The sequence below is a fragment of the Ferrovibrio sp. genome (genome assembly GCF_041906005.1).
GTDB lineage: Bacteria > Pseudomonadota > Alphaproteobacteria > Ferrovibrionales > Ferrovibrionaceae > Ferrovibrio.
In genome coordinates this window covers 1,889,467-1,911,452 of sequence record NZ_JAYRJY010000001.1, presented here as the reverse complement: position 1 = coordinate 1,911,452, position 21,986 = coordinate 1,889,467, and the positions used below count along the sequence as shown (strand labels likewise).

Genomic DNA, 21,986 nt, shown 5'->3' with positions numbered 1-21,986 from the left:
CTTCGCCCCTAGCGGACCTCGCCGCTGCGCGGCTGCTCGCTCGCGCCATCCTCGGCGATCACGGTTTCGCCGGCGATCATGCGCTGGCCGACGCAGACCAGCGGCACCATGCCGTCATCCAGATAGACATCCACGCGGCTGCCAAAGCGGATCAGGCCGAAGCGTTCGCCGGCCCGCAGCGACTGGCCTTCCTGCACCTCGCAGAGGATCCGGCGGGCAACGAGGCCGGCGATCTGCACCACGGCGATTTCCTTGCCGTTTTTCAGCTTCAGCCGCATCGACTGGCGTTCGTTGTCGGTGCTGGCCTTGTCCAGCGCGGCGTTGAGGAACTTGCCCGGGCGGTAGGCCAGCGTCGTGACAGTACCCTCCGCCGGGGTGCGGTTCACATGCACGTCGAAAACGTTCATGAAGACCGAGATGCGCTGGCGCGGATCGCTGCCCATGCCCAGTTCTTCCGGCGGCGCGGCGCGCTCGATCATCTGCACCACGCCATCGGCCGGCGAGATCAGCAGGCCATCGCGCACCGGCGTCACACGCGGCGGGTCGCGGAAGAAATAGGCGCACCAGCAGGTCAGGATCACACCCAGCCAGCCCAGCGGCTCGGCGACCCAGAACAGCACCAGCGTTACCACGGCGAAAATGGCGATGAACTTCCAGCCTTCGCGATGGATCGGCACCAGAACGGAACGGATCGTGTCCATAGACGGCATAACCCTTTGAAAAATGCAGTGGCTGCAATGTAGCGATTGCGGCCCCTGTCTTAAAGGTCCGGCTGGGCAGAATCGCCTGGGGTGATTGATGCCCGGACTTATTCGCCCCGCCCGCTCATTTCATCAGTATCGGGAGCATGCTAGAGGGGGCAGGCAAGCCTAACCCCCCAGACGGAATTGAGGAGGAGTAATCATGGCGTCCAAGAAGCGTCTTGCCCGAATTTTTGCCGCAGCCATTGCCGCTGTCACCCTGACCGGCATCCTGCCGGCCGTGCCGGGCGATGCCCGCGCCCAGGCTTATCCCAGCAAGCCGGTCACCATGGTTGTGCCTTTCCCCGCCGGCGGCACCACCGATATCGTCGCGCGCCTGGTGGCGCAGAAACTGAGCGAGGCCTGGGGCCAGCCGGTGATCATCGACAATCGCGCCGGCGCCGGCGGCAATATCGGCTCGGCCATGGTGGCCAAGGCGGCGCCCGATGGCTACACGCTGCTGATGGGCACCGTGGGCACCCATGCCATCAATGCCAGCCTCTATGCCAAGATGCCCTATGACGTGGTGAAGGACTTCCAGCCGATCACCAACGTCGCCGCCGTGCCGAACATGCTGGTGGTGTATCCGGAACTGCCGGTGAAGACGGTCAAGGACCTGATCGATTACGGCAAGAAGAATCCCGGCAAGCTGAACATGGCGTCCAGCGGGAATGGCACCTCGATCCATCTGGCCGGCGAGCTGTTCAAGGTAATGACCGGCGTGCAGATGGAGCATATCCCCTACAAGGGTTCGGCCCCGGCGCTCACCGACCTGATGGGCGGCCAGGTGCAGGTGATGTTCGACAACATGCCGTCGGCCCTGCCGCATGTGAAGGCGGGCAAGCTGCGTGCCATCGCCGTCACCACGGCAACGCGTTCGCCGGCGATGCCCGACCTGCCGACCATTGCCGAAGCCGGCCTGCCTGGTTTCGAAGCGGCGTCGTGGTTCGGCATGCTGGCCCCGGCCGGTACGCCGAAGGAGATCATCGCCAAGATCCATGCCGACGTGGTGAAGCTGGCCAAGACCACCGACCTGGGCGAGAAACTGGCCCAGCAGGGTGCGGCCCCGGTGCTGAACACGCCGGACGAATTCGCCGCCTATATCAAGGCCGAACTGGCCAAGTGGGAAAAGGTGGTGAAGGCTTCGGGCGCGAAAGCGGACTGATCGTCCTCGCATCCACGACACACCGAAAGGCCGGCAGCAATGCCGGCCTTTTTATTGCGCATTTGCGCGCATCACATATCCGCTCCGCCCTTTGGCGGAATGTCGGCATATATCTCCAGCAGGTTGCCGTCGGGATCGCGGAAAAACAGCGTGCGATGACCAAAAGGCTGGTCGGTAGGCGGCATCACCAGCGCGACACCCTGCCGCCGCAATTCATCCGCGCAGGCATCCACCTCATGCGTCGCAACCTTGAAGGCAAGCTGTAAAGCCGCGCTGCCCGGCGGAAGCGGGACGTCCTTGGCCGTCAAGCCCGGAATGGCGAGCGCCAGCGTGTTGGCGCCGACGCGATATTCGATCCAGCGCGGCGAAAGTTCACGGATCACGTCGAAGCCGAGCACGTCTTCATAAAAGCGACGCATGGCGGCCAGGTCGCGCACATGGATCACCGTATAATCGATGGCCTTGATGGCTCGAAAGGCGGAGTCGGGAGTCCGCACTGGCTGATCCATCGCAGTGTCCTTTCCTGTACGACGCGGCTTTCGCCCGGTTCTATTATAGACGGTGTCTACTATAGGCGGCGACAATGGATCGTTCTGGTTCTAATTCTGAAGCACCGGGTTGGCGCGCAGGCCTTCGGCGGCGAAGTCGATGAAGGCGCGCAGCTTGGCATTGGCGCGACGACCCTCGGCATGCAGAAGATGTACCGGGATCGGCGGCCTTTCATACTCGGCCAGCAATACCTTCAGTTTTCCCGCCTGCAGTTCGGGCGCCACCATGTAGGACAGCACCCGCGTGATGCCGCGCCCGGCAACGGCGGCGGCGATCACCGCCTCGGCCGAATTGACGAAAAAGCGCGAAGGCGGCTCGATCACCTCGTCGCGGAAATGCCAGCCTTCTGCCACGATGGGCGGTGCGAACAGCAGGCAGGCGTGATCCATCACGTCCTGCGGCTTTTGCGGCGCGCCATGACGCGCGAGATAATCGGGCGATGCCACCACGACCGGCCGCACATGGCCGACGCGCACGGCGCTTAAACTCGAATCCTGCAGATGCGCGATGCGCACCGCCACATCGAAACCTTCCTCGATCAGGTTGGTGACACGGTCGAGCAGCAGCAGCCGCGCCGAGACATCAGGATAGTGATCGAGAAAATCCAGCACCACCGGCGCGACATGCCGGCGGCCAAACATGAGGGACGCCGTGATGCTGAGCTGGCCGCGCGGGGCGCCATGCAGGCCGGCAGCCGAAGCCTCGGCCTCCTCCAGGTCGCTCAGGATGCGGCGGGCGTCGGCGAGGAATCGCTCGCCCGCCTCGGTCAGGCGCACATGGCGGGTGCTGCGCTGAAACAGGGCCGTGCCCAGCCGATCCTCCAGCAGGGCGACGGCGCGGGTGACCGAAGGCGGCGAAAGATGCAGCCGCCGGGCGGCGCCGGCAAAGGCGGATTCCTCGGCCACCGCAACAAAGACCCGCATGGCCTCCAGGCGATCCATGATTATTCCATAATATGAAATAGTGATTTGTAAAAGCAGATTATTATCATCTTTGGCGGAAATGGCAGTCTGGGGCAGCCGCAATCCAGCGACCCGTCTCACAAGGACTCGCCATGACCGCCCCGATCCGCCTGCATCGTTTTCCCTTGTCCGGCCATGCCCATCGCGCCGAGCTGTTCCTCTCCCTGCTTGGCCTGTCGTTTGAGAATATCGATGTCGACCTGCGCACCGGTGCGCAGAAGCAGCCCGATTTCCTGCGCCTCAATCCCTTCGGCCAGGTGCCGGTGATCGAGGACGGCAACGTGGTGGTGGCCGACAGCAACGCCATCCTGGTCTATCTCGCCAGCAAATACGACAAGACCGGCCGCTGGCTGCCGCGCGATCCGGTGCTGGCCGCCGAGGTGCAGCGCTGGCTCTCGGTGGCGGCCGGCCCGCTCGCCATGGGGCCGGCACTGGCGCGCATCATTCTGCTGTTCAAGGCGCCTCTCGATCACGAGCGCGCGAAAACAGCGGCGACGGCGCTGTTCGGCGTGATGGAGGCCCATCTGGCGACGCGCGATTTCTTCGTAGGCGACGGGCCGACCATTGCCGATATCGCACTCTATTCCTACACGGCGCATGCGCCCGAGGGCGGTGTGGCGCTGGAGCCTTATGCGAATATCCGCGCCTGGCTGCGCCGCATCGAGGCCCTGCCCGGTTTCGTGCCGATGATCAAAAGCCCGCTCCCGCAGGCGGCGGAGTGAACCATGGGACGCTTCCATGCCGGCGAACAGGCGTTGCAGGCGCGGCTGAACCCCGCCCTGCCCGCGCGCATGCAGCAGATGGCGGGGCCGGCGATCCGCGACTTCATGCCCGACCAGCATCGCGATTTCTTCGCCATGTTGCCCACGCTGTTCGTCGGCAGCGTGGACCAACAGGGCCGGCCCTGGGCCTCGGTGTTGAGCGGCCGGCCAGGTTTCGTGCTGTCGCCCGACCCGCAGATCCTGCATGTGGCGGCCCAACCCGTCGCCGGCGATCCGCTGCACGACAACCTGCGCCCGGGCGCGCAGCTGGGCCTGCTGGGCCTGCAGCCGGAAACGCGGCGGCGCAACCGCATGAACGGACGCATCACGACGCTGGATGACAGCGGCTTCACGGTGGACGTCGAGCAGAGTTTCGGCAATTGCCCGCAATACATCCAGGCGCGTGCGCCGCGCTATGTGTCCGCATCCGCCGTGCCGCCGCGGCGGCCCGAATCCGCGTCATTGTCATCGCGCGCCACCGCCATGCTGGCCGAGGCCGATACGCTGTTCATCGCCACCTCGGCCGATGGCGAAGGGGTGGATGTGTCCCATCGCGGCGGCAAGCCGGGTTTCCTGCGCGTGGAACAGACCAATGGCGTCACGCATCTGACGCTGCCCGATTTCCGCGGCAACAAGTTCTTCAACACGCTGGGCAACATCGCGCTCAATGCACGCGCCGGGCTGCTGGTGGTGGATTATACGACCGGCGATCTGCTGCAACTCACGGCCCAGGCCGAGATCGTCTGGGACGGGCCCGAGGTGGACAGCTTCGCCGGCGCCGAACGCCTGCTGAAACTGCGTGTCGAGGCCGGCCATATCATTGAAGGTGGTCTGCCCCTGCGCTGGAGCGAACCGGATTACGCGCCGCAGCTGGCCGCGACAGGCGACTGGACTTGACGGCCCGCAACCAATCGAACGTCAGGCTGCCGCGTCGCTGAGAATCTGCTGCGCGATATTGTCGACCACGACCGGGCTCTCGAAATAGGTCACGCTTGGCTCGGTGTCGTATTTCTCACGCACAAAGGCACGCCAGGCATCCGTGTACATCGCCTCGGCCTCTCGGCGCGAATTCCAGAAATAAACACCGCCCACGGTCCTGCCATCATCTGACAGCAGATAGGTCTTGCGCAGCAGGCCCGGCACGCCGCGATACTTTGGCGCGGTGCTGAGGAAGATGCTGCGGGCTTCCTCGCGCGTGACCGGCTTCGGCAGGGCAAAGGTCGTCAGGGTGGTGATCATGGAGATCTCCGTCAGGCGTCGGCTCGCTTCGGCATGGAAACCAGCCGCGAACCGCGCTATTGTTTTTGACACGACGTCAAGAAAATCACGTTTTTGACATCATGTCAAATACCTTTCACCCCAGTCGCAGTGGAGCAATGGATGAGGCCGCGGGAATTTGATCACGACGAGATTCTCCGCATCGCCTTCGAACAGTTCTGGCGCAAGGGTGTGCGGGGAACCTCGCTGTCCGACATCGCGCGCGACGCCGGCATCCAGCGCGGCAGCCTGTACAACGCCTTCGGCAGCAAGGAAGCCCTGTTCCTCTGCGCCTACGAACGCTATTCCGGCGACTATCTCGTTTCTGTCCGGAAGGTGCTGGGGTCAGGGGCCCTGCGAAAACGCCTGACGGCCTTTTTCGACATGACGATAACGAATTTCCGGTCCGGTGCGCCGCCGCGCGGCTGCCCCACCACACGCGGACTGATGGAACTGGCGTCCGAGCAGGACGGGGAACTGGACGACAGGGCACGGCAGGCCTTCGCGGATCTGATTACCCGCATCACAGACCTGCTTGAGGATGCCTTGTCCCAGGGTGCCGAGCGCGGTGAATTCGATGGCGACCCTGAAGCCGCCGCCTTGCACATCATGACCGTCACGCGCGGCCTGGCCGTGCTGGAACGTGCCTTCGGCGACGAGACCCAGCTGCGCGACATTGCCGCACATGCAGTGGATCTCCTGCTCGGCAGCAAAATTCAGGGGCGCCGCCGCAGATCGCGCGCCAACTAATCCCCGGCCGCCGAGAGCACACCGACGCTGTCTTCATTCTCGGCGGCGCGCGCCTCCTGCTGCTTGTGCCACAGCGCCGCGTAAAGCCCGCCGGCCTGCAGCAGGGCATGATGCCGGCCACGTTCGGCAATGCGGCCCTGGTCGAGCACGATGATCTCGTCGGCATCCACCACTGTAGACAGCCGGTGCGCGATCACCAGGGTCGTGCAGCCTTCCGCCGCGCGGGCCAGGGCGGCCTGGATTTCGCGTTCCGTGTGCGTGTCGAGCGCCGAGGTTGCTTCGTCGAACACCATGATCTTCGGCTGTTTCAGCAATGCCCGGGCAATCGCCACGCGCTGCTTTTCGCCGCCCGACAGTTTCAGGCCGCGTTCGCCCACCATCGTCGCCATGCCGTCGGGCAGGCGCGCGATCAGGCCATCGAGCTGGGCCAGCCGTGCTGCGTCTTGCACCTCCGCGTCCGAGGCATCCACGCGGCCATAGCGGATGTTGTAGAGGATCGTGTCGTTGAACAGCACGGTGTCCTGCGGCACGATGCCGATGGCCCGCCGCAGGCTGGTCTGGCTGACCTCGCGGATATCCTGCCCGTCGATGCGGATACAGCCATCGCTGACATCATAGAAGCGATACAGCAAACGCGAGAGCGTGGACTTGCCGGCACCCGAGGCACCCACCACCGCCACCTTGGCGCCGGAGGGAATACGGAAACTCACGCCGGCCAGGATTTCGCGGCGTGGATCGTAGGCAAAGCGCACGGCATCGAACTCGACCTCGCCGCGCGTGACGTTCAGCGGCGGCGCACCGGCCTTGTCCTGCACTTCCTGCGGCACATCGAGCAGCTTGAACATCGCCTCCATGTCGATCAGGCCCTGCTTGATCTCGCGATAGGCGAAGCCGAGGAAATTCAGCGGCAGGTAAAGCTGGATCAGATAGGCATTGACCATGACGATGTCGCCCAGCGTCATGCTGCCGTCGCGCACGCCCAGCACGGCCAGGCTCATCACGCCGATCAGGCCAAGCGCGATGATGGCGCCCTGACCCAGATTCAGCAAAGCCAGCGACGTCTGGCTTTTCACCGCGGCACGTTCGTAGCGGCTGAGTGCCTCGTCGAAACGGCGGGCTTCATGCGCCTCGTTGGTGAAGTATTTCACCGTCTCATAATTGAGCAGGCTGTCGATCGCTCGCGTATTGGCGCGCTGGTCCTCGTCGTTCATCTGGCGCCGGTATTTGGTGCGCCATTCGGTGATGCTCAGCGTGTAGAAGATGTAGCCGGCGATGGTGCCCACCGTGATCAGCGCGAAGCTCCAGCCATAGAGCCACCACAGGATGCCGCCGACCAGGCCGATCTCGACGATGGTGGGCAGGATGTTGAAGGTCATGAACTGCAGCACGAACTGGATGCCCTTGGTGCCGCGTTCGATCACCCGGCTTAAGCCCCCGGTCTGGCGCTCGAGATGGAAACGCAGGGACAGGGCATGCAGGTGATTGAAGGTCTGCAGGGCCAGGTCGCGGATCGCCGCCTGGGCCACTTTGGCAAACACCGCATCACGCAATTCGCCAAACCCCTGGGCCGCCATGCGCGCCACGCCATAGGCCAGGACCATGGCTAGCACGGCACCGACGGCGATCTGGGCGGCCGATACGCCGGTATCCAGCAGATCGACGGCGCGCTTGAAGAAATATGGCACTGCAACATTGACCAGCTTGGCCAGCAGCAGGAACAGCAGCGCGATCACCACGCGGCGGCGCAGATCGGGCCGGCTGGCAGGCCAGAGTCGTGGAATCAGCAAGCCGGGTAGCGTTTTTTTCAAGTCGGTCATGATGGGCGAAGGGCTGGGGCTGGATTAGGCTGGCGGCGCTTGATCGGGGTGTGTACGGAGCGTATCGTTTGCTCCCCAAACAATCGACCCCGATTATTCCTTTTCTGGCTAGGGAGCAGTCCGATGAAAGTGGTGAGCTTCGTCCGCAATGGCAAGAGCTCGTATGGCGTGGTCTCCGGCGACGGCATTGTCGATGTCGGTGCCAAACTGGGCGGCAAGTATGCCGATCTCGTCGCGGTTCTGAAAGCCGGCGCGCTGGCCGAGGTCGAATCCGCTGCCAAAGGTGTGACGGCCGACATGAAACTGGACGGCACCACCCTGCTGCCGGTGGTGCCCAATCCGGGCAAGATCGTCTGCGTCGGCGTCAATTACGACGAACACCGCCGCGAAATGGGCCGCGAGCCGCCGGGCCAGCCCACCATCTTCGTGCGCTGGCCGGAAAGCCAGGTCGCCCATAACCAGCCCCTGCTGAAACCCGCCGAATCCGACAAGCTGGATTACGAGGCCGAGCTGGCCGTGATCATCGGCAAGCATGGCTACAAGGTCTCGGAGGCCGACGCCTTCAGCATCATCGCCGGCTATTCCTGCTACAATGACGGCTCCGTGCGCGACTGGCAGACCCATACCGGCCAGTTCACCCCGGGCAAGAATTTCGTCGCCACCGGCGGCTTCGGCCCCTGGATGGTGACGGCCGATGAGATCCCCGATCCGCAGACGCTCGACATCGAAAGCCGCCTGAACGGCCAGGTGATGCAGAAATCGAATACCGAGCTGATGACCTTCAACATCCGCAAGATCATCAAGTATGTGACCACCTTCATCCCGTTGCAGCCCGGCGACGTGATCGCCACCGGCACCCCCGGCGGCGTTGGCACCAAGCGCAATCCGCCGGTCTACATGAAGGATGGCGACATCATCGAGATCGAAATCAGCAAGGTCGGCCTGCTGCGCAACCCGGTGAAGAACGCGTAAGCGGTGCTGAATTCCGGTTTAGAGCGGCGCCCTTCGTGGCGCCGTTTCTTTTTGATCACATGCCGTCATGCCCGGACTTGTTCCGGGCATCCATCTGCACCATCCCGCACGCCCTGACCGTGGGATGGATCACCGGGACAAGCCCGGTGATGACGATGGGATCGATCAACTATCCTTCCCTACCGCCTCAGCGACACTTTTGAATCCATCGCGTTTCAGCAGGGCGGCAAGCTCGCCCTTGATGCGGCTGACCAGGCCGGGTCCCTCGAAGACCATGGCGGAATAAAGCTGCACGGCGGAGGCGCCGGCACGGATGCGGGCATAGGCATCTTCGCCTGAGGCAATGCCGCCCACGCCGATCAGCGGCATGCGGGTGCCGATCTTGCCATAGAGCTGCTTGAGCACGGCCTGCGCGCGCACGCGCAAAGGCGCGCCCGAGAGGCCGCCGGTTTCGGCCTTATGATGGCTGCGCAGGCTGTCGGGCCGAGCGATGGTGGTGTTGGTGGCGACGATGCCGTCGAGTTCGTATTGCAGCGCCAGTTCCGCCACCGCGTCGATATCCTCCTCGGCCAGGTCGGGCGCGATCTTGACCAGCAGGGGCGTCTTGTACTGCGCATGCAGCGGCTGCAGCCGGGCGAGCAAAGCGGCCAGCTCCTCGCGGCCCTGCAGGTTGCGCAGGCCCGGCGTGTTGGGCGAGGAGACATTGACCACGGCGAAACCGCAGAGCGCGGCCAGCCGCGCATAGGAGATCGCATAATCGCCGGGGCGATCGTCGGAATCCTTGTTGGCGCCGAGATTGACGCCGACCAGGCCCAGACGGCCCCGCCGGGCCTCAAGTCGCGCCGCCACCGCATCCAGCCCTTCATTGTTGAAGCCCATGCGGTTGATCACCGCGCGGTCTTCCTCCAGCCGGAACAGGCGCGGCCGCGGATTGCCGGGCTGCGGCCGCGGTGTGACGCCACCAACCTCGACGAAGCCGAAACCCAGCCGCAGCATCGCATCGGGCACCTCGGCATTCTTGTCGAAGCCGGCCGCCAACCCGACTGGATTGGGGATGCGTTGCCCGAACAGCGTGGTCGCCAGCACCGGATCGTCGGCCTGCTGCCGAAACATGATATGGGGCGAGAGAACAAGGCCCGTCTTGAGCAGGTCGAGCGTCAGGCGGTGCGCCCGTTCGGACTCGACATGCCGCACCAGCGGCCAGACCAGACAACGATAGAGGCTCATGCGACAGACTCCGGGCTGACCGGCGACGGAACACCGAGCGGCAGCGTGGCGAGGATATCAAATTCCAACGCGGGATAGCGTGTTTCGCGCAGCAGGACCACCTGTTGCAACGGAAATTCCAGATCAACGGGCAGCGCAGCAATCCGCGCGGCGAAATCCGGCGCGGCATAGCGCGCCAGCGTGATATGGATGAGATCGTAGCGCGGCGCGCCGTCAGGCGACGGCGGCAGGATCGCCGCCAGATGCCGGCGCAGCCCCCAGACTGCCTCAGCGGCTTCAGAGGAGTCATCGGCAACCGCGATGACGGCCGTGGGCGTGGCGCGCAGACCGCTGAAGCGCAGCATTACGGGCGGCAGCGTGGCCGCCCAGGCCCGCAGCTCAGTTTCAACCTTAGCCGCGTTGGCGGCCCAGTAGGCGTCTTTGTCGAAATTCTGCCGCACCGGTGCCACGGCATAAATCGAGAGATGCTGATGCGAGGATGGCACGAGGCGCAGACCGCAAGGCATGGCGGTGGCGGCGATTTGCGCCAGCACCGGCTGCAATGCCCCCTGGGTGCCGGCCGGCGCCAGCGCGGCCACGCCATAGGACCGCGCCGGCTGCTGCCAGAAGGGGTCGAGGCTGAAGCCGCCGCTCATGGTTCAAGGTCGGGAAAGACATGCCGGCCGTCCGGGCCGAGCGGCAGATTTTCGACGCGATGCACGGCCGACGCGGGCAGGTCGCCATAAAGATGGGGAAACAGGTCGTCGTTGCGCGACTTTTCCCATTTCAGCGGCGCCGAAAGAGACTCCGCTTTCACATAGAGCAGCACCAGACCGGACAGGCCGGCATAATGCTTCGCCGCCGTCTCGGCCACCTGGGCGGATGTCGAGAAATGGATGAAACCGTCGCGGATGTCATGCGCGCTGCCGGCGAAACGGCCGGCGATTTTCACGGCCGCCCAGTCGGCGGCCGGCAGGATGCGGTAGATCGTCGTCATGACGATGGCATAGCAGAAAGCTTGCCGGCCGGGGAGAGTTCCGCCGTCATTTCGCCCGGCCGGTCGACTTCTCGAAACTGCGCAGGCCGGCCATGCCCAGCATGGCGAGCACCAGTTCGAACAGGCTGTCGATGCGGATATCCGGCGGCTGTATCCCCGGAGCCCAGAGGGCGGCGGCCCAGAGGAACAGCGGGTGGCCGAGATAGGCCCAGCCCACACCGGCGGCGCAGATCCAGCCCACGGCCGGCCGCCAGCCGGCAACAAAGACGCTGCGATGCGCCGCCTCGATCTTGTTCAGCTCATGCTCGAACTGGCGGACGAAGGATTGTTCAATAGTGGGCGTCACGGGACGCTCCTTTCGTCACAAGGTTGCACTGCCGTCCTGCACACATGGCAGGCGGCCGGTTCATGCGGCCCTCCGGCGTTATCCCGTCGAATATGGACAGGGCGCCGTTGCCGCCGCGCCTTCCGGCCGCGCCGGAAAAACCCGGCTCGCGGTTGTCGGCAGGCGGGAAACTCTCCGGCCGGCATCTGCGGTGCGGCGTCCGTTGCCGGACGGCGCGACCGCCAGCGCCAGCCGGCCGCGATCAGCCCGGATAAAGCCTCCGGAAACCTTCGGTGACCTTGGCGAGGATTTCGGGGTCGCGTTTTTTCCAGTAGCGGGGATCGCGCATCAGACCGACCAGCTGTTCTTCGTTCAGCAGATCGCCGCCGCGTTCCCCGGAAACCAGCTTCGGATCACCGCCTTGCATCATGGTTTCCAGCGCGATGATGCCTTCATAGGACGAGGCCAGCGCATTAAAGACGGATTCGGGCAGGTTGCGTTTGCCCCAGGCCTCCAAAGTGCGCGCCATCTCGGTGAAGCGCACCTCGCTGCCATAGCGCTGCACCAGTTTCTCGCGTTCACCGCGATAACGGAACTCACCGGCAAGGCGGTGCAGGTGCGGCGCCACATGATCGCAGGCCAGGTCGTAGACCAGCTGCGCCTGGGCCGGTGTGAAGCCGGCATCATGCAGGCGTTTGTTCACCTCCGGGTCGGCCCAGAGCGCCGGGTCCTTGAAGGAAATCTCGTAGCCGTCCGGCGATTCCGGCACGCCGAGGGCCTGGAAAAAGCGGCGCCGGCTGTCGTCGTCAGCATCCTCGCCTGGCACACTGACCATTCCGGCCAGCTTCTGCTCCAGCGCGCGATAGGATTTCAGCAACAAGTCGACACGCAATTCACCGGTCCGCGGATCACGGAATTTTTCCGGGATCGCGTCAACACCCGCGTCTTCCTCGCCGATGCCGCCGTCACGCGTTTCGCTTTCAAGCAGTGTCGTCATGATGCCTTCCTTTCGATGATCCCTGTATGTTCCAGTGTGTGTCACGACGCGCCGCCCAGTTGGCCGCGCGCGACCAGTTGCGCGATGTAGGCCGCCAAGTGGCGCTGGCCTTCGAGATGCCGCAATTCGGCCTCGCTGCTATCGGGTGCGACGCGGCGATCGATGGTGATGCGCCGCAGATGACCCAGCACACGCTCGCCATCGCCACCACGGAAACAGCGCGCAAAGGCCGCTGCCAGATCGTCATTCTCGATGAGGGGTTCGCTCATATGCTGGCTCCCCGCTGGATCGCTGGGTTCTGCAACAACTGCTGCAGCATCTGCTGCAATCCCGCACCCACAGTCGGATCGGCGGCAAGATCGGTGGCCGGATCCGCAGCAGGCTGGCTTTGTGGCTGCTCGCCGGCTTCGATCAGGAATTCGCCCGGCACGCCCAGCGTGCGGCCAAGCCAGCGCGCCACGGCCAGGGCATCCACCACCTGCATCGCCTGCGGGCCGAGGGCCTGTAATTGCTGCAGCCAGTTCAGCGTGCTTTGCACGTCACCCTGGGCCTGCAGTCGCGCCAGTGGCGACTGCAGCACCAGCGACACCTCGCGGCCATCGAGGGCGAAGCGCGGGATTTCACCGCGTCTTTGCAGAATTGCCACCGCACGCTGAACCAGGGGCACGAGCAATTCGGCCTGCAAGCGGCCAAACGTGGCGCCGAGCTGCCGCGCCATTTCGGCCGAGCGTTCCAGCACCTCCGTCGCCGTCATGCGCGGGGCATCGACCTGGCCGAGACGATCGGCCAGCAGCGCATGGCGGATGCGGCCGCGCAGATCGTCGAGCACGAGTTGCGAGATGTCGAACCGCCCCGGTGCGGCCAGCGGCGTGAGGCCCGAGGAACCGACCGCCTTGGGGATGATCGCACCAGGCACCAGCTTCACGTTGGCCGGATTCAGCACGCCATCATCATCGGCCTGCCAGATGCCGGTGACGGCGATGGACGCATTCTTGAGGACAAGTTCGACCACTTTATTCGCGGTCTTGATATCGGGCAGTGCCTTCATCACCGGCGAGCGGCCATAGATTTCACCGGGGGCCTTAAGCCAGCGGAAGGCGATGAACGGGGCCTGATCGAACCTACCCTCGGCCAGCATCGCCGAGGCATCGTCAACCGACGCGTCTTCGAGCAGCGCGGCATAGACATGGCCCTGCAATGGCAGCGGCGCCGGCAACACGCATTCCAGCAGGCCAAGTCGCGCATCGGGTTCACGTTTGCGCCGCTCGACGAACCAGGCCTGTTCTTCCAGGACGGGATAGCGGCGCGACAGTGTTTCCAGACTCATGTCCTGGCGCCGGAACACGGTGTCGAGCCGACCGCCGGCGCCTTCCTCCAGCACCAGATCGTTCAGCGGCACCGCGGCGAAGCGGAACGCGCTGGCTTCGCCAAGCGGCGCTTCCTCGCAGGCCAGACAGGCCGTGCCGGCCACGACAAGATCAAGGAAGGCCTGGTGAATCTCGACGCTGAAATTCGAACGGTCGAACTGCGCCTGCAGCAGTTGCGCCGCACGATCGAGTTCAGCCGCCATCGCACCCTGCTGCTCCTGTGGCACATCGCGCCCCGGCTGGAAACTGAACCAGCGCGACCATGGCGGCGTGAGCTGCGACAACATGCTGCCAGCCAGTTGTTCGGCCGCATCGGCGGCGGTGGCATCGAACAGCCGCTCGGCTGTCTGTCCCGGCCTCCCGGCGGGACTGCCCGGCCGGCGCGCCGGCAAGGCGAAATCGTAACAATCCTGCCAGAGCGGCTCCCAGACACCGCGCTGGCTGCGCGCACGCCCGTATCGCTGGCGCAATGCCTCGGGCTGCAGCAGATCGGCGGCGGCGGATTCGTGCCTTGGCAATCCCGATGCGAGAGAGAGATGTGCGGAACGGATCATTGGACTCACTCGCCCAGCAGACGTTTCGGCGCGGGGCCGGAGGGCGGGCCATCGTTCAGGCCGCGCCATGAGGTGGCGATGGTTTCGCCCTGGGCGCGGCGACGGCGTTCGCGCGCGGCCTTCTCGGCGATTTCGGCGTCGCTTTCCGTCGGCACCGGCTCGGGGGCCGGTGGCGGGGGAGGCGGCGGAGGCGGCGGCGAGGAGCCGAAAATCCCACCCATGGGATGATCCTTTTTCAAAAATTAAGTTTTCTAAATGTTCCTATGGTGGTGAGTTATAGAACAAATATCGTACATCGTCAAGGCATATTTTCCGAGCCTCAAGAAAAAGTTCCCATGGTGTTCTTATGCGCCAGCTATGCAGACCAATCAGGCGTTTCACGGTCTCGACACAGGAAAACGGCAGCGGCGGCGCCAGGCGGCGCGGCGGTTCCAGAACCGGTACAGTGGGGGCGCATTGCCCCAGCCGGCGCAGATGCGCGGCCAGGTCTGCCTCCCGGCTCCAATTATGGAATCCTTTTATTTCAATACGATGTGCTAGGGGATCGAGCCCCACCCAGCCCTGTTCCAGAGCCAGATAGGCAAAGCAGTGGCGGAAACCCGGCTTCAGGCAGCGCAATTTCGGCAGCCGGGTTTCCTCGGCGAAAACCACCACGGCCCGCGCCGAAACCGAAGCTGCGGCTGGAAGCTGTTCTGCTGTCTCTGCGTGTAGTGTAGCGCCGGCTTGATCGGTTTCGGTCGTCATAATATGTCGGCCTGATCCCGGAAATAGCGGAACATTCGTAAAATTCCCGCGTTCTAGTATCTTATAATTCCCATTATGTTCTTATGTCAAACCCGTAATCAGAGAATATTCCTGTAGCCAAATCGACCGATTTGTAAGACGATCTTCCCATGCTGACTCACCGGGCGATTTGGGCCGCCATCGACGGCCTGGCCGAACGTTATGGCCTCACCGCGTCCGGCCTCGCCCGCAAGGCCGGACTCGATCCCACCACCTTCAACCGCAGCAAACGCGTCTCACGCGACGGCAAACAGCGTTGGCCGTCGACCGAGTCCATATCGAAGGTGATCGAGGCGACTGGCGCCAGCGTGCCGGAATTCATGAGCCTGCTGGGCGATGGCACGCCGATGGCCAGCGCGCATCGCATTCCGCTGATCGGCATGGCCCAGGCCGGCAATGCCGGTTATTTCGACGATGCCGGATTCCCCACCGGCGAGGGCTGGGAAAAGGTGCCCTTCCCGCAGATCGACGATCCGCAGGCCTATGCCCTGGAGATCAGCGGCGACAGCATGCTGCCGGTCTATCGCGACGGCGATATCGTGATCGTGTCGCCGGCGGCCAATGTGCGGCGCGGCGACCGCGTGATCGCCAAGACCGTGCAGGGCGAGGTGATGTGCAAGATCCTCGCGCGCCGCACGCTGACGCGGATCGAACTCTCTTCGTTCAATCCCGCCTATCCCGACCGCAATTTCGACGTGCCCGACATCGCCTGGATCGCCCGCATCGTCTGGGCGGCGCAGTAGCGGCGATGAGCGACTCCCTGCGCGCGGCCATCGCCCGCCTGCCGGCGCTGGTGGCTGGCGGCGGTGTTGCCTGGTGGGCGGAAGGCGGCCGGATCGAGAAACTTTCGCCCGATGCCGCCGCGCGCCGCGCCCGCGCCACGGCGCCCTTCCTGGTGCATGGCCGCGCGACGGCCACGCGACTGGGCATCGAACCCTTCCCGGCTTTCGACCTGCTCGACCTGTTCGCTTTCGTGCGGCCGGCGAAGTTCTGCCTGCCGACGCCCCATGGTCTGCTGGCGCGCATCGGCCTGGATGCCGCTGATGACGAAGAAGCCGCGCAGTATCTGCATGAAGCAACGCTGACTCTGCTGAACGAATTGCCGCAGCAGAAGCCCCGCACATTGCGCCGCGCCGCGCGGCTGGCGCAGATGCTGCACAAAGCCGGCTGGCCCTGGGCACCCTATCTGCTGGCAGCCATGGGGCCGGAAGCGGCCGAGGTGCCGGCCGGCGGCTTCGGCGGCCTGGATGTGTGGCAGGAGTTGCCTGAATGGGTGGATTACGCGCCGCCGCCGCCGCCCGATACGCAAAACGTCACGCCCATGGAGGCACGCGAGCGGCTGGCGCGCCTGCTGGGCCAGAATCAGCAACATGGGGCATCGGAGTTACGCGAATCCCAGGCCGACTATGCCGCCACGGCGGCACAGGCTTTTGCGCCGCGCGAGATGATCGGCATGCCTGAACTGGTGCTGGCCGAAGCCGGCACCGGCATCGGCAAGACGCTGGGCTATATCGCGCCGGCCAGCGTCTGGGCCGAGAAGAATGGCGGCACGGTGTGGCTGTCGACCTATACCAAGAACCTGCAGCGCCAGATCGACCGCGAACTCGATCGCCTGTTTTCCGATCCGGCCGAAAAGGCGCAGAAGGTGGTGATCCGCAAGGGCCGCGAAAACTACCTCTGCCTGCTCAATCTGGAAGACGCCGCCCAGGGCGGCGCGGCGCGACCGCAGGATCTGGTGCCGCTCAGCCTGATCGCGCGCTGGGCCGGCGCCACGCGCGACGGCGACCTGGCCGGCGGCGATTTCCCCGCCTGGGCGGTGGACCTGCATGGCCGCAACCGCACGCTCGGCCTGACCGACCAGCGTGGCGAATGCATCCATGCCGGTTGCCCGCATTACCGCAAATGCTTCATCGAGCGCGCCGTGCGCAAATCGCGCAAGGCCGAGATGGTGATCGCCAACCACGCGCTGGTGATGATCCAGGCCGCGCAGGGCATGAATGCCTCGGAGGACGATCCGCAGAAACCTTTACGCTACGTGTTCGACGAAGGTCATCACCTGTTCGATGCGGCCGACAGCGCCTTCGCCGCGCATCTGACAGGGCAGGAAGCCATCGAACTGCGGCGCTGGCTGCGCGGACCGGAAGGCGGACGGCGCAGCCGTGCACGCGGTTTAGGGAATCGCATCGGCGATCTGGTCGCGCAGGACGAGCGCGGCCGCAACGCGCTGGAAGCGGTCAGCGAGGCGGCGCGTGCCCTGCCCTCCGATGGCTGGCTGGCGCGCATCGGCGACGGCAATCCGGTCGGCCACGGCGAGAAATTCCTCAGCAAGGTGCGCCAGCAGATTCTGGCGCGCAGCGCCCAGCCCGACTCTCCCTATGGCCTGGAATGCCCGACGAAGGAGCCCGTCGCCGGCCTGCTGGAAGCGGCGGAAAACTTCGTCACCGGCATCGAGCGTATTCTTGAGCCAATGAACGCGCTGGCAAAGTCCTTAAGCGACATGCTGGCCGACGAAACGGCCGAGCTGGACACCGCCACGCGGGCCCGCATCGAAGGCGCCTTGCGCGGCCTGCTGCGCCGCAAGCTCACCCTGGAAGCCTGGCGCAGCATGCTGCTGGATCTGCGCACCGAAACGCCGGCTACCTTTGTGGACTGGTTCGGGCTGGAGCGCATCGACGGCCGCGATTTCGACCTCGGGCTTTATCGCCATTATCTCGATCCGATGCTGCCCTTCGCGGCCGCCGTGCTGAAACCCGCCCATGGCGTGGCGATCACCTCGGCCACCCTGCGCGACATGGCGCCGGCGAAAGCCGATGCCGCGCCCGGACAGGATTGGGCCAGCGCCGATATCCGCACTGGCGCGCGCCACCTGCCGCAGCCGGGCCGCCATGCTGCCTTCCCCTCGCCGTTCGATTATGCCGCGCGCACCCGCGTGCTGGTCGTCACTGACGTACGCCGCGATGCGATGGACCAGGTAGCCGCCGCCTATCGCGAACTCTTCCTGGCCGCCGGTGGTGGCGGCTTGGGCCTCTTCACGGCGATCTTCCGCCTGCGCGCGGTGCAGAAACGCATCCTCAAGCCGCTGGCCGAGGCCGGCCTGCCGCTTTATGCCCAGCATGTCGATCCGCTGGACAATGCCACGCTGGTGGACATTTTCCGCGCCGAGGAACATGCCTGCCTGCTGGGCACCGATGCGATGCGCGACGGCGTGGACGTGCCGGGCGCGTCCCTGCGTCTTGTGGTGTTCGACCGCGTGCCCTGGCCGCGACCCGACCTTTTGCACAAGGCCCGTAAGGCGGCCTTCGGCGGTCAGGCCTATGATGACCTGCTCACCAGGCTGAAACTCAAGCAGGCCTATGGCCGGCTGCTGCGCCGGGCCGAGGATTTCGGCGTCTTCGTCGTGCTGGATGCGCAACTGCCCTCGCGGCTGCTGTCGGCTTTCCCGCCCAGCGTGGAGGTGCGCCGCATCGGCATCGCCGAAGCCGTGACCGAGACACGCAGCTTCCTGCAGCAGATGCAGTCCGGGCGCGTGACGCAGGACACATTGGAAGCCTGACCCGTCACGCTTTCGCCGCATTCCGCCGCTAGGCGTGACTGGCGCGGGCCGGATCGATCCGGCATAGTGCGCATCGCTGAACCCACCTTCATCATCCCCGGAACCCGATGTCGACCATCACGCCCCAGAATGCCCTGATCTATGCCATGGTGATTGCCGCGGTGGCGGATGGCAGGCTGAAGGATTCCGAGATCGCCGCGCTGGAAGTGGCGGTGCGGCACCTGCCGATCTTCAAGGGCTACGGCGTAGACGCGATGCAGGTCGCCACGGGCGACTGCGTCGCCCTGCTGGACCAGGAAGACGGCATCGACGCCGCGCTGGGCCTGGTGAAAGAAGCCCTGCCCAAGGACTGGTGCGAGACCGCCTATGCGCTGGCCTGCGATATCGTCGCGGTGGATGGGCATGGCGGGCAGGAAGAACTGCGCTGGCTGGAGATGCTGCGGCACGAGCTGGGCGTTGAGCGCCTGCATGCCGCGGCCATCGAGCGCGGAGCCGGCGTGCGCTACAAGCGCCTGCCGGGCGACCAGCCGAAGAAATAAGCCGCTTCAGTCGATCTGCGGCGCGTTGAAGTTATAGGCGCGCTCGACCTTCGCGATGCGAATTTCGTAATGCGAATACCATACCTCGCGGCCCTTCTGCCGGGCGGCGGCGTGTTCCATGTTGCGCTTCCAGGCGCGGATGTTCTCTTCGCTGTCGAAATACGCCACCGTGATGCCGAAACCATCGGTGCCGCGTGTGCTTTCCATCCCTAGGAAACCCGGCTGCTGGGCGGCAAGTTCGGCCATGCGGTCGGCCGTCTTGCCATAGCCGTTGTCGCCGTCCGTGCGTTGCGACGAGAAGATCACGGCGTAATAGGGCGGTTTGGGGGTATTGGCGAAACCGGAGGCAGACATCGTGGGGCGGTCCCTTGCTGGGTTATTCCGCCGCCTTCTCTAGCATGCTTTGTCCCAGCGCGCTGCCTTTCGGCACGATCAGCGGAATCGATTTCACCCCGACCATGATACGCGCCGGCAGATGGGTGACGATATCGCCATCGGCTTGCACGGGCTGCTCGGCCGGGCCGTGGATTTCCACCAAACGACCGCGCACCAGCTCGATCTCCGGCAGCCGCTGCAGCTGCCCCAGCGTCAGCGCGGCCGTGGCCCGCAGCGCGCCGATGCGGCCGCCCTTCTTGAACAGGCAGATTTCAAATGCCGGATCGTCCAGCCGCGCATTCGGTGCGCAGACGAACTGCCCGCCATAGAAATGGCCTTTCGCGATCACCGCCGAAGCGCAGTCGTAATCGCGACCATCGATGCTGAGGTGATAACGCGGCACGTCATAGGCAAGAAGCTGGCGCAGGCTTTCGATCACATAGGCGCCCTTGCCCAGCCAGCGCTTCAGCCTCGGCGGCAAGGCGGCCACCACATGGGCATCGAAACCGATGCCGGCCATGATGGTGAAAAGCCGCTCGTTCGCATAGCCGGGCCAAACCGGCACCACATCGCCATGCAGTACCGTTTCCATCACCGCAGGCGGCTGCAGCGGCAGGCCGATCTCCATCGCCAGCACATTGGCGGTGCCCAGCGGGAAGATGCCCAGCGGTGCGGGATTTTCGGCCGGCAGGCCGTTGGCCACCTCGCCGATCGTGCCATCGCCGCCAGCGGCCACCACGGCATCGTACCTGTCGGCCGTGCCGTCATGGGCAAAGGCTTCGGCGTCGCCGCGTTTTGTGGTGGGGCGGAATTCCACCGCGCAGCCGGAATCCTCCAGCAGATCGAGATAGGCTTCCAGCCGCGCACGTTTCCGCCGGCCGGCGGTCGGGTTGTAGATCACCAGCAGGCGGCGGCGATAATCGGGCATGGCGGCCGAATAGCAGATTTCCGGGCGGCGCGGCAGGGACGGTTTTGTGACAGTCACGCACGCCGCTTTTCATACATTAGTATGCTGGTATACCCCAATGCATGACATGGTATGCGATTCGGGGGACCTTTCTGGCTCTGCTGCTGCTTGCCGGGCCGGCATGGGCCGAGCCATCGGCCAGCGTGTTGGATGGCGACACATTAAAGCTGAACGGCGTCACCTATCGTTTGCATGGTATCGATGCGCCAGAAAAAACCCAGGTTTGCCAAAGGGATGGAATGGATTGGCTGTGCGGGCAGGAGGCCGCCGCCCATCTGCGCGGCCTAGTCGCCCGCCGCCGCGTGACCTGCGAGGCGCAGGATCGCGACCGCTATGGCCGCGTGGTGGCGATCTGCCGGGCTGGCGGCGAGGACCTGAACCGGGCCATGGTGCGGGCCGGGCTGGCCTGGGCCTACACGCAATACAGCCGGGCCTATGAAACGGCGGAACTGGAAGCGCAGATCCTGGAAAACGGTGTCTGGGCCGCCAATGTGCGGGCCCAGCCGGCCTGGGACTGGCGGCGCACCAGGCGGCATGGCGGAGGTTCGGGAACCCGCGCGAATCCGGGGTTGACAGGCTTTGGCCGCTAGTTATAGTGCGCCACCTCGAATTCAGGCGGCGCCGGACGGCTGGCGCTGCCGCTTTGTTATGGAATATCAACATGTTCGCAGTGATCAAGACCGGCGGTAAGCAGTACAAGGTGGCGGCTGGCGACGTGCTCGAGGTCGAGCTGGTCGGCGGTCAGGCCGGCGACAAGATCGAATTCGACCAGGTGCTGGCGGTCGGCAATGGCGGCGACGTGAAGGCCGGCAAGGCCGTGGGCGGCGCCAAGGTGAAGGCCGAGGTGATCGGCCTGACCCGTGGTCCGAAGCTGATCGTGTTCAAGAAGCGCCGCCGGCAGAACTCGCGTCGCAAGAACGGTCACCGCCAGAGCTACACCGCGGTGAAGATTCTCGAGATCGCCGCCTGAGCGCGCGACCAAAGATTTAAGGAGACAGTTCCATGGCACATAAAAAAGCTGGCGGCTCCTCGCGCAACGGTCGCGATTCCGAGTCCAAGCGCCTCGGCGTGAAGAAGTACGGCAGCCAGGCTGTCGTCGCCGGCAACATCATCATCCGCCAGCGCGGCACCAAGGTGCATGCCGGCAAGAACGTGGGCATGGGCAAGGATCACACCCTGTTCGCCACGGCCAACGGCATCGTGAAGTTCCACGACGGCAAGCAGGGCCGGTCTTACGTTTCGGTGCTGCCGCCGGAGGCGTGATCACACGCGCCTTTCCCGCAAGCATCACACGGATCAAGGGGAATGGCGCAGGCCATTCCCCTTTTTCTTTTTCTGGCGTCCCTTCGC

27 protein-coding genes are annotated in these 21,986 nt (G+C 64.9%); 11 read left to right on the top strand and 16 right to left on the bottom strand.

What is annotated here, in order from left to right; genetic code table 11:
- Positions 1-8: 8 nt before the first annotated feature.
- Positions 9-701 (bottom strand): phosphatidylserine decarboxylase, encoded by a 693-nt coding sequence (locus ACE3OO_RS09280; protein WP_374302046.1) that lies wholly within the window; start codon positions 699-701, stop codon positions 9-11.
- Positions 702-903: 202 nt separating this feature from the next.
- Here ACE3OO_RS09280 and ACE3OO_RS09275 point away from each other — a divergent pair, with 202 nt between their 5' ends.
- Positions 904-1,905, top strand: a complete 1,002-nt coding sequence (locus ACE3OO_RS09275) for a Bug family tripartite tricarboxylate transporter substrate binding protein (protein ID WP_374302044.1) — start codon at positions 904-906, stop codon at positions 1,903-1,905.
- A gap of 71 nt (positions 1,906-1,976) precedes the next feature.
- Here the strand turns inward: ACE3OO_RS09275 and ACE3OO_RS09270 are convergent, their stop codons facing one another.
- Together ACE3OO_RS09270 and ACE3OO_RS09265 are read right to left on the bottom strand one after the other, a co-directional pair.
- On the bottom strand, positions 1,977-2,414 hold the full coding sequence (locus tag ACE3OO_RS09270; protein ID WP_374302042.1) for a VOC family protein: 438 nt from the start codon (positions 2,412-2,414) through the stop codon (positions 1,977-1,979).
- Between the two features lie 90 nt (positions 2,415-2,504).
- On the bottom strand, positions 2,505-3,395 hold the full coding sequence (locus ACE3OO_RS09265) for a LysR family transcriptional regulator (RefSeq protein ID WP_374302039.1): 891 nt from the start codon (positions 3,393-3,395) through the stop codon (positions 2,505-2,507).
- Between the two features lie 113 nt (positions 3,396-3,508).
- On the opposite strand from ACE3OO_RS09265, the gene ACE3OO_RS09260 reads away from it, so the two are divergent.
- Both ACE3OO_RS09260 and ACE3OO_RS09255 read left to right on the top strand, forming a co-directional pair.
- Positions 3,509-4,138: a glutathione S-transferase family protein gene (locus ACE3OO_RS09260; protein WP_374302037.1), complete on the top strand. Its 630-nt coding sequence runs from the start codon at positions 3,509-3,511 to the stop codon at positions 4,136-4,138.
- A gap of 3 nt (positions 4,139-4,141) precedes the next feature.
- A complete protein-coding gene (locus tag ACE3OO_RS09255) occupies positions 4,142-5,074 on the top strand; it encodes a pyridoxamine 5'-phosphate oxidase family protein (protein ID WP_374302035.1) in 933 nt (310 codons plus the stop codon).
- Positions 5,075-5,095: 21 nt separating this feature from the next.
- Here ACE3OO_RS09255 and ACE3OO_RS09250 read toward each other — a convergent pair whose 3' ends face one another.
- A complete protein-coding gene (locus tag ACE3OO_RS09250; RefSeq protein ID WP_374302033.1) occupies positions 5,096-5,416 on the bottom strand; it encodes a hypothetical protein in 321 nt (106 codons plus the stop codon).
- A gap of 141 nt (positions 5,417-5,557) precedes the next feature.
- Here ACE3OO_RS09250 and ACE3OO_RS09245 point away from each other — a divergent pair, with 141 nt between their 5' ends.
- Positions 5,558-6,184 carry a TetR/AcrR family transcriptional regulator gene (locus ACE3OO_RS09245; RefSeq protein WP_374302030.1) on the top strand — a complete coding sequence of 209 codons (627 nt, stop codon included), beginning with the start codon at positions 5,558-5,560 and terminating at the stop codon, positions 6,182-6,184.
- On the opposite strand, the gene ACE3OO_RS09240 is transcribed toward ACE3OO_RS09245, so the two are convergent.
- Entirely contained in the window at positions 6,181-8,001 is a 1,821-nt protein-coding gene (locus ACE3OO_RS09240) for an ABC transporter ATP-binding protein/permease (protein ID WP_374302028.1), read from the bottom strand. The genes ACE3OO_RS09245 and ACE3OO_RS09240 overlap by 4 nt on opposite strands.
- A 123-nt stretch (positions 8,002-8,124) precedes the next feature.
- Here ACE3OO_RS09240 and ACE3OO_RS09235 point away from each other — a divergent pair, with 123 nt between their 5' ends.
- Positions 8,125-8,973, top strand: coding sequence for a fumarylacetoacetate hydrolase family protein (locus tag ACE3OO_RS09235; RefSeq protein WP_374302025.1), 849 nt, complete (start codon positions 8,125-8,127; stop codon positions 8,971-8,973).
- 165 nt (positions 8,974-9,138) lie between these two features.
- Here ACE3OO_RS09235 and ACE3OO_RS09230 read toward each other — a convergent pair whose 3' ends face one another.
- The 9 genes from ACE3OO_RS09230 to ACE3OO_RS09190 all read right to left on the bottom strand — a co-directional run bounded on the left by ACE3OO_RS09230 (position 9,139) and on the right by ACE3OO_RS09190 (position 15,163).
- Positions 9,139-10,200 (bottom strand): quinone-dependent dihydroorotate dehydrogenase, encoded by a 1,062-nt coding sequence (locus ACE3OO_RS09230; RefSeq protein ID WP_374302022.1) that lies wholly within the window; start codon positions 10,198-10,200, stop codon positions 9,139-9,141.
- Positions 10,197-10,835, bottom strand: a complete 639-nt coding sequence (locus ACE3OO_RS09225; RefSeq protein ID WP_374302020.1) for a 2'-5' RNA ligase family protein — start codon at positions 10,833-10,835, stop codon at positions 10,197-10,199. The genes ACE3OO_RS09230 and ACE3OO_RS09225 overlap by 4 nt, the downstream gene beginning before the upstream one ends.
- Entirely contained in the window at positions 10,832-11,176 is a 345-nt protein-coding gene (locus ACE3OO_RS09220) for a DUF952 domain-containing protein (RefSeq protein WP_374302018.1), read from the bottom strand. The genes ACE3OO_RS09225 and ACE3OO_RS09220 overlap by 4 nt, the downstream gene beginning before the upstream one ends.
- A gap of 46 nt (positions 11,177-11,222) precedes the next feature.
- A complete protein-coding gene (locus ACE3OO_RS09215) occupies positions 11,223-11,522 on the bottom strand; it encodes a 3TM-type holin (protein WP_374302017.1) in 300 nt (99 codons plus the stop codon).
- Positions 11,523-11,763: 241 nt separating this feature from the next.
- On the bottom strand, positions 11,764-12,498 hold the full coding sequence (locus ACE3OO_RS09210; protein WP_374302015.1) for a hypothetical protein: 735 nt from the start codon (positions 12,496-12,498) through the stop codon (positions 11,764-11,766).
- 41 nt (positions 12,499-12,539) lie between these two features.
- Entirely contained in the window at positions 12,540-12,767 is a 228-nt protein-coding gene (locus ACE3OO_RS09205; protein ID WP_374302013.1) for a hypothetical protein, read from the bottom strand.
- A complete protein-coding gene (locus ACE3OO_RS09200; protein WP_374302011.1) occupies positions 12,764-14,419 on the bottom strand; it encodes a portal protein in 1,656 nt (551 codons plus the stop codon). The genes ACE3OO_RS09205 and ACE3OO_RS09200 overlap by 4 nt, the downstream gene beginning before the upstream one ends.
- A gap of 5 nt (positions 14,420-14,424) precedes the next feature.
- Positions 14,425-14,640, bottom strand: a complete 216-nt coding sequence (locus ACE3OO_RS09195; RefSeq protein ID WP_374302010.1) for a hypothetical protein — start codon at positions 14,638-14,640, stop codon at positions 14,425-14,427.
- A 40-nt stretch (positions 14,641-14,680) separates the two neighbouring features.
- Positions 14,681-15,163, bottom strand: a complete 483-nt coding sequence (locus tag ACE3OO_RS09190; protein WP_374302008.1) for a hypothetical protein — start codon at positions 15,161-15,163, stop codon at positions 14,681-14,683.
- Positions 15,164-15,312: 149 nt separating this feature from the next.
- Between ACE3OO_RS09190 and ACE3OO_RS09185 the strand changes: the two genes are divergently transcribed.
- The 3 genes from ACE3OO_RS09185 to ACE3OO_RS09175 all read left to right on the top strand — a co-directional run bounded on the left by ACE3OO_RS09185 (position 15,313) and on the right by ACE3OO_RS09175 (position 19,294).
- A complete protein-coding gene (locus ACE3OO_RS09185) occupies positions 15,313-15,945 on the top strand; it encodes a helix-turn-helix transcriptional regulator (RefSeq protein ID WP_374302005.1) in 633 nt (210 codons plus the stop codon).
- 5 nt (positions 15,946-15,950) lie between these two features.
- Positions 15,951-18,755, top strand: coding sequence for an ATP-dependent DNA helicase (locus ACE3OO_RS09180; protein ID WP_374302004.1), 2,805 nt, complete (start codon positions 15,951-15,953; stop codon positions 18,753-18,755).
- A gap of 107 nt (positions 18,756-18,862) precedes the next feature.
- Complete coding sequence (locus ACE3OO_RS09175) at positions 18,863-19,294, top strand: tellurite resistance TerB family protein (RefSeq protein ID WP_374302002.1); 432 nt, start codon at positions 18,863-18,865, stop codon at positions 19,292-19,294.
- A 6-nt stretch (positions 19,295-19,300) separates the two neighbouring features.
- On the opposite strand, the gene ACE3OO_RS09170 is transcribed toward ACE3OO_RS09175, so the two are convergent.
- Entirely contained in the window at positions 19,301-19,648 is a 348-nt protein-coding gene (locus tag ACE3OO_RS09170) for an antibiotic biosynthesis monooxygenase (RefSeq protein ID WP_374302000.1), read from the bottom strand.
- A gap of 22 nt (positions 19,649-19,670) precedes the next feature.
- Positions 19,671-20,654: a diacylglycerol kinase family protein gene (locus ACE3OO_RS09165; RefSeq protein WP_374301998.1), complete on the bottom strand. Its 984-nt coding sequence runs from the start codon at positions 20,652-20,654 to the stop codon at positions 19,671-19,673.
- Positions 20,655-20,698: 44 nt separating this feature from the next.
- On the opposite strand from ACE3OO_RS09165, the gene ACE3OO_RS09160 reads away from it, so the two are divergent.
- The 3 genes from ACE3OO_RS09160 to rpmA all read left to right on the top strand — a co-directional run bounded on the left by ACE3OO_RS09160 (position 20,699) and on the right by rpmA (position 21,899).
- Complete coding sequence (locus tag ACE3OO_RS09160; protein WP_374301995.1) at positions 20,699-21,226, top strand: thermonuclease family protein; 528 nt, start codon at positions 20,699-20,701, stop codon at positions 21,224-21,226.
- Between the two features lie 71 nt (positions 21,227-21,297).
- Positions 21,298-21,606, top strand: coding sequence for a 50S ribosomal protein L21 (gene rplU / locus ACE3OO_RS09155; protein ID WP_374301992.1), 309 nt, complete (start codon positions 21,298-21,300; stop codon positions 21,604-21,606).
- Positions 21,607-21,638: 32 nt separating this feature from the next.
- Positions 21,639-21,899 (top strand): 50S ribosomal protein L27, encoded by a 261-nt coding sequence (rpmA, locus tag ACE3OO_RS09150; RefSeq protein ID WP_374301990.1) that lies wholly within the window; start codon positions 21,639-21,641, stop codon positions 21,897-21,899.
- Positions 21,900-21,986: the final 87 nt, after the last annotated feature.

What these genes read in the sequence shown, in the direction of transcription:
- ACE3OO_RS09280 (WP_374302046.1), bottom strand. Translation starts at nt 701, where the DNA reads ATGGACACGATCCGTTCCGTTCTGGTGCCGATCCATCGCGAAGGCTGG.
- ACE3OO_RS09275 (WP_374302044.1), top strand. Translation starts at nt 904, where the DNA reads ATGGCGTCCAAGAAGCGTCTTGCCCGAATTTTTGCCGCAGCCATTGCC.
- ACE3OO_RS09270 (WP_374302042.1), bottom strand. Translation starts at nt 2,414, where the DNA reads ATGGATCAGCCAGTGCGGACTCCCGACTCCGCCTTTCGAGCCATCAAG.
- ACE3OO_RS09265 (WP_374302039.1), bottom strand. Translation starts at nt 3,395, where the DNA reads ATGGATCGCCTGGAGGCCATGCGGGTCTTTGTTGCGGTGGCCGAGGAA.
- ACE3OO_RS09260 (WP_374302037.1), top strand. Translation starts at nt 3,509, where the DNA reads ATGACCGCCCCGATCCGCCTGCATCGTTTTCCCTTGTCCGGCCATGCC.
- ACE3OO_RS09255 (WP_374302035.1), top strand. Translation starts at nt 4,142, where the DNA reads ATGGGACGCTTCCATGCCGGCGAACAGGCGTTGCAGGCGCGGCTGAAC.
- ACE3OO_RS09250 (WP_374302033.1), bottom strand. Translation starts at nt 5,416, where the DNA reads ATGATCACCACCCTGACGACCTTTGCCCTGCCGAAGCCGGTCACGCGC.
- ACE3OO_RS09245 (WP_374302030.1), top strand. Translation starts at nt 5,558, where the DNA reads ATGAGGCCGCGGGAATTTGATCACGACGAGATTCTCCGCATCGCCTTC.
- ACE3OO_RS09240 (WP_374302028.1), bottom strand. Translation starts at nt 8,001, where the DNA reads ATGACCGACTTGAAAAAAACGCTACCCGGCTTGCTGATTCCACGACTC.
- ACE3OO_RS09235 (WP_374302025.1), top strand. Translation starts at nt 8,125, where the DNA reads ATGAAAGTGGTGAGCTTCGTCCGCAATGGCAAGAGCTCGTATGGCGTG.
- ACE3OO_RS09230 (WP_374302022.1), bottom strand. Translation starts at nt 10,200, where the DNA reads ATGAGCCTCTATCGTTGTCTGGTCTGGCCGCTGGTGCGGCATGTCGAG.
- ACE3OO_RS09225 (WP_374302020.1), bottom strand. Translation starts at nt 10,835, where the DNA reads ATGAGCGGCGGCTTCAGCCTCGACCCCTTCTGGCAGCAGCCGGCGCGG.
- ACE3OO_RS09220 (WP_374302018.1), bottom strand. Translation starts at nt 11,176, where the DNA reads ATGACGACGATCTACCGCATCCTGCCGGCCGCCGACTGGGCGGCCGTG.
- ACE3OO_RS09210 (WP_374302015.1), bottom strand. Translation starts at nt 12,498, where the DNA reads ATGACGACACTGCTTGAAAGCGAAACGCGTGACGGCGGCATCGGCGAG.
- ACE3OO_RS09205 (WP_374302013.1), bottom strand. Translation starts at nt 12,767, where the DNA reads ATGAGCGAACCCCTCATCGAGAATGACGATCTGGCAGCGGCCTTTGCG.
- ACE3OO_RS09200 (WP_374302011.1), bottom strand. Translation starts at nt 14,419, where the DNA reads ATGATCCGTTCCGCACATCTCTCTCTCGCATCGGGATTGCCAAGGCAC.
- ACE3OO_RS09195 (WP_374302010.1), bottom strand. Translation starts at nt 14,640, where the DNA reads ATGGGTGGGATTTTCGGCTCCTCGCCGCCGCCTCCGCCGCCTCCCCCG.
- ACE3OO_RS09190 (WP_374302008.1), bottom strand. Translation starts at nt 15,163, where the DNA reads ATGACGACCGAAACCGATCAAGCCGGCGCTACACTACACGCAGAGACA.
- ACE3OO_RS09185 (WP_374302005.1), top strand. Translation starts at nt 15,313, where the DNA reads ATGCTGACTCACCGGGCGATTTGGGCCGCCATCGACGGCCTGGCCGAA.
- ACE3OO_RS09180 (WP_374302004.1), top strand. Translation starts at nt 15,951, where the DNA reads ATGAGCGACTCCCTGCGCGCGGCCATCGCCCGCCTGCCGGCGCTGGTG.
- ACE3OO_RS09175 (WP_374302002.1), top strand. Translation starts at nt 18,863, where the DNA reads ATGTCGACCATCACGCCCCAGAATGCCCTGATCTATGCCATGGTGATT.
- ACE3OO_RS09170 (WP_374302000.1), bottom strand. Translation starts at nt 19,648, where the DNA reads ATGTCTGCCTCCGGTTTCGCCAATACCCCCAAACCGCCCTATTACGCC.
- ACE3OO_RS09160 (WP_374301995.1), top strand. Translation starts at nt 20,699, where the DNA reads ATGACATGGTATGCGATTCGGGGGACCTTTCTGGCTCTGCTGCTGCTT.
- rplU (WP_374301992.1), top strand. Translation starts at nt 21,298, where the DNA reads ATGTTCGCAGTGATCAAGACCGGCGGTAAGCAGTACAAGGTGGCGGCT.
- rpmA (WP_374301990.1), top strand. Translation starts at nt 21,639, where the DNA reads ATGGCACATAAAAAAGCTGGCGGCTCCTCGCGCAACGGTCGCGATTCC.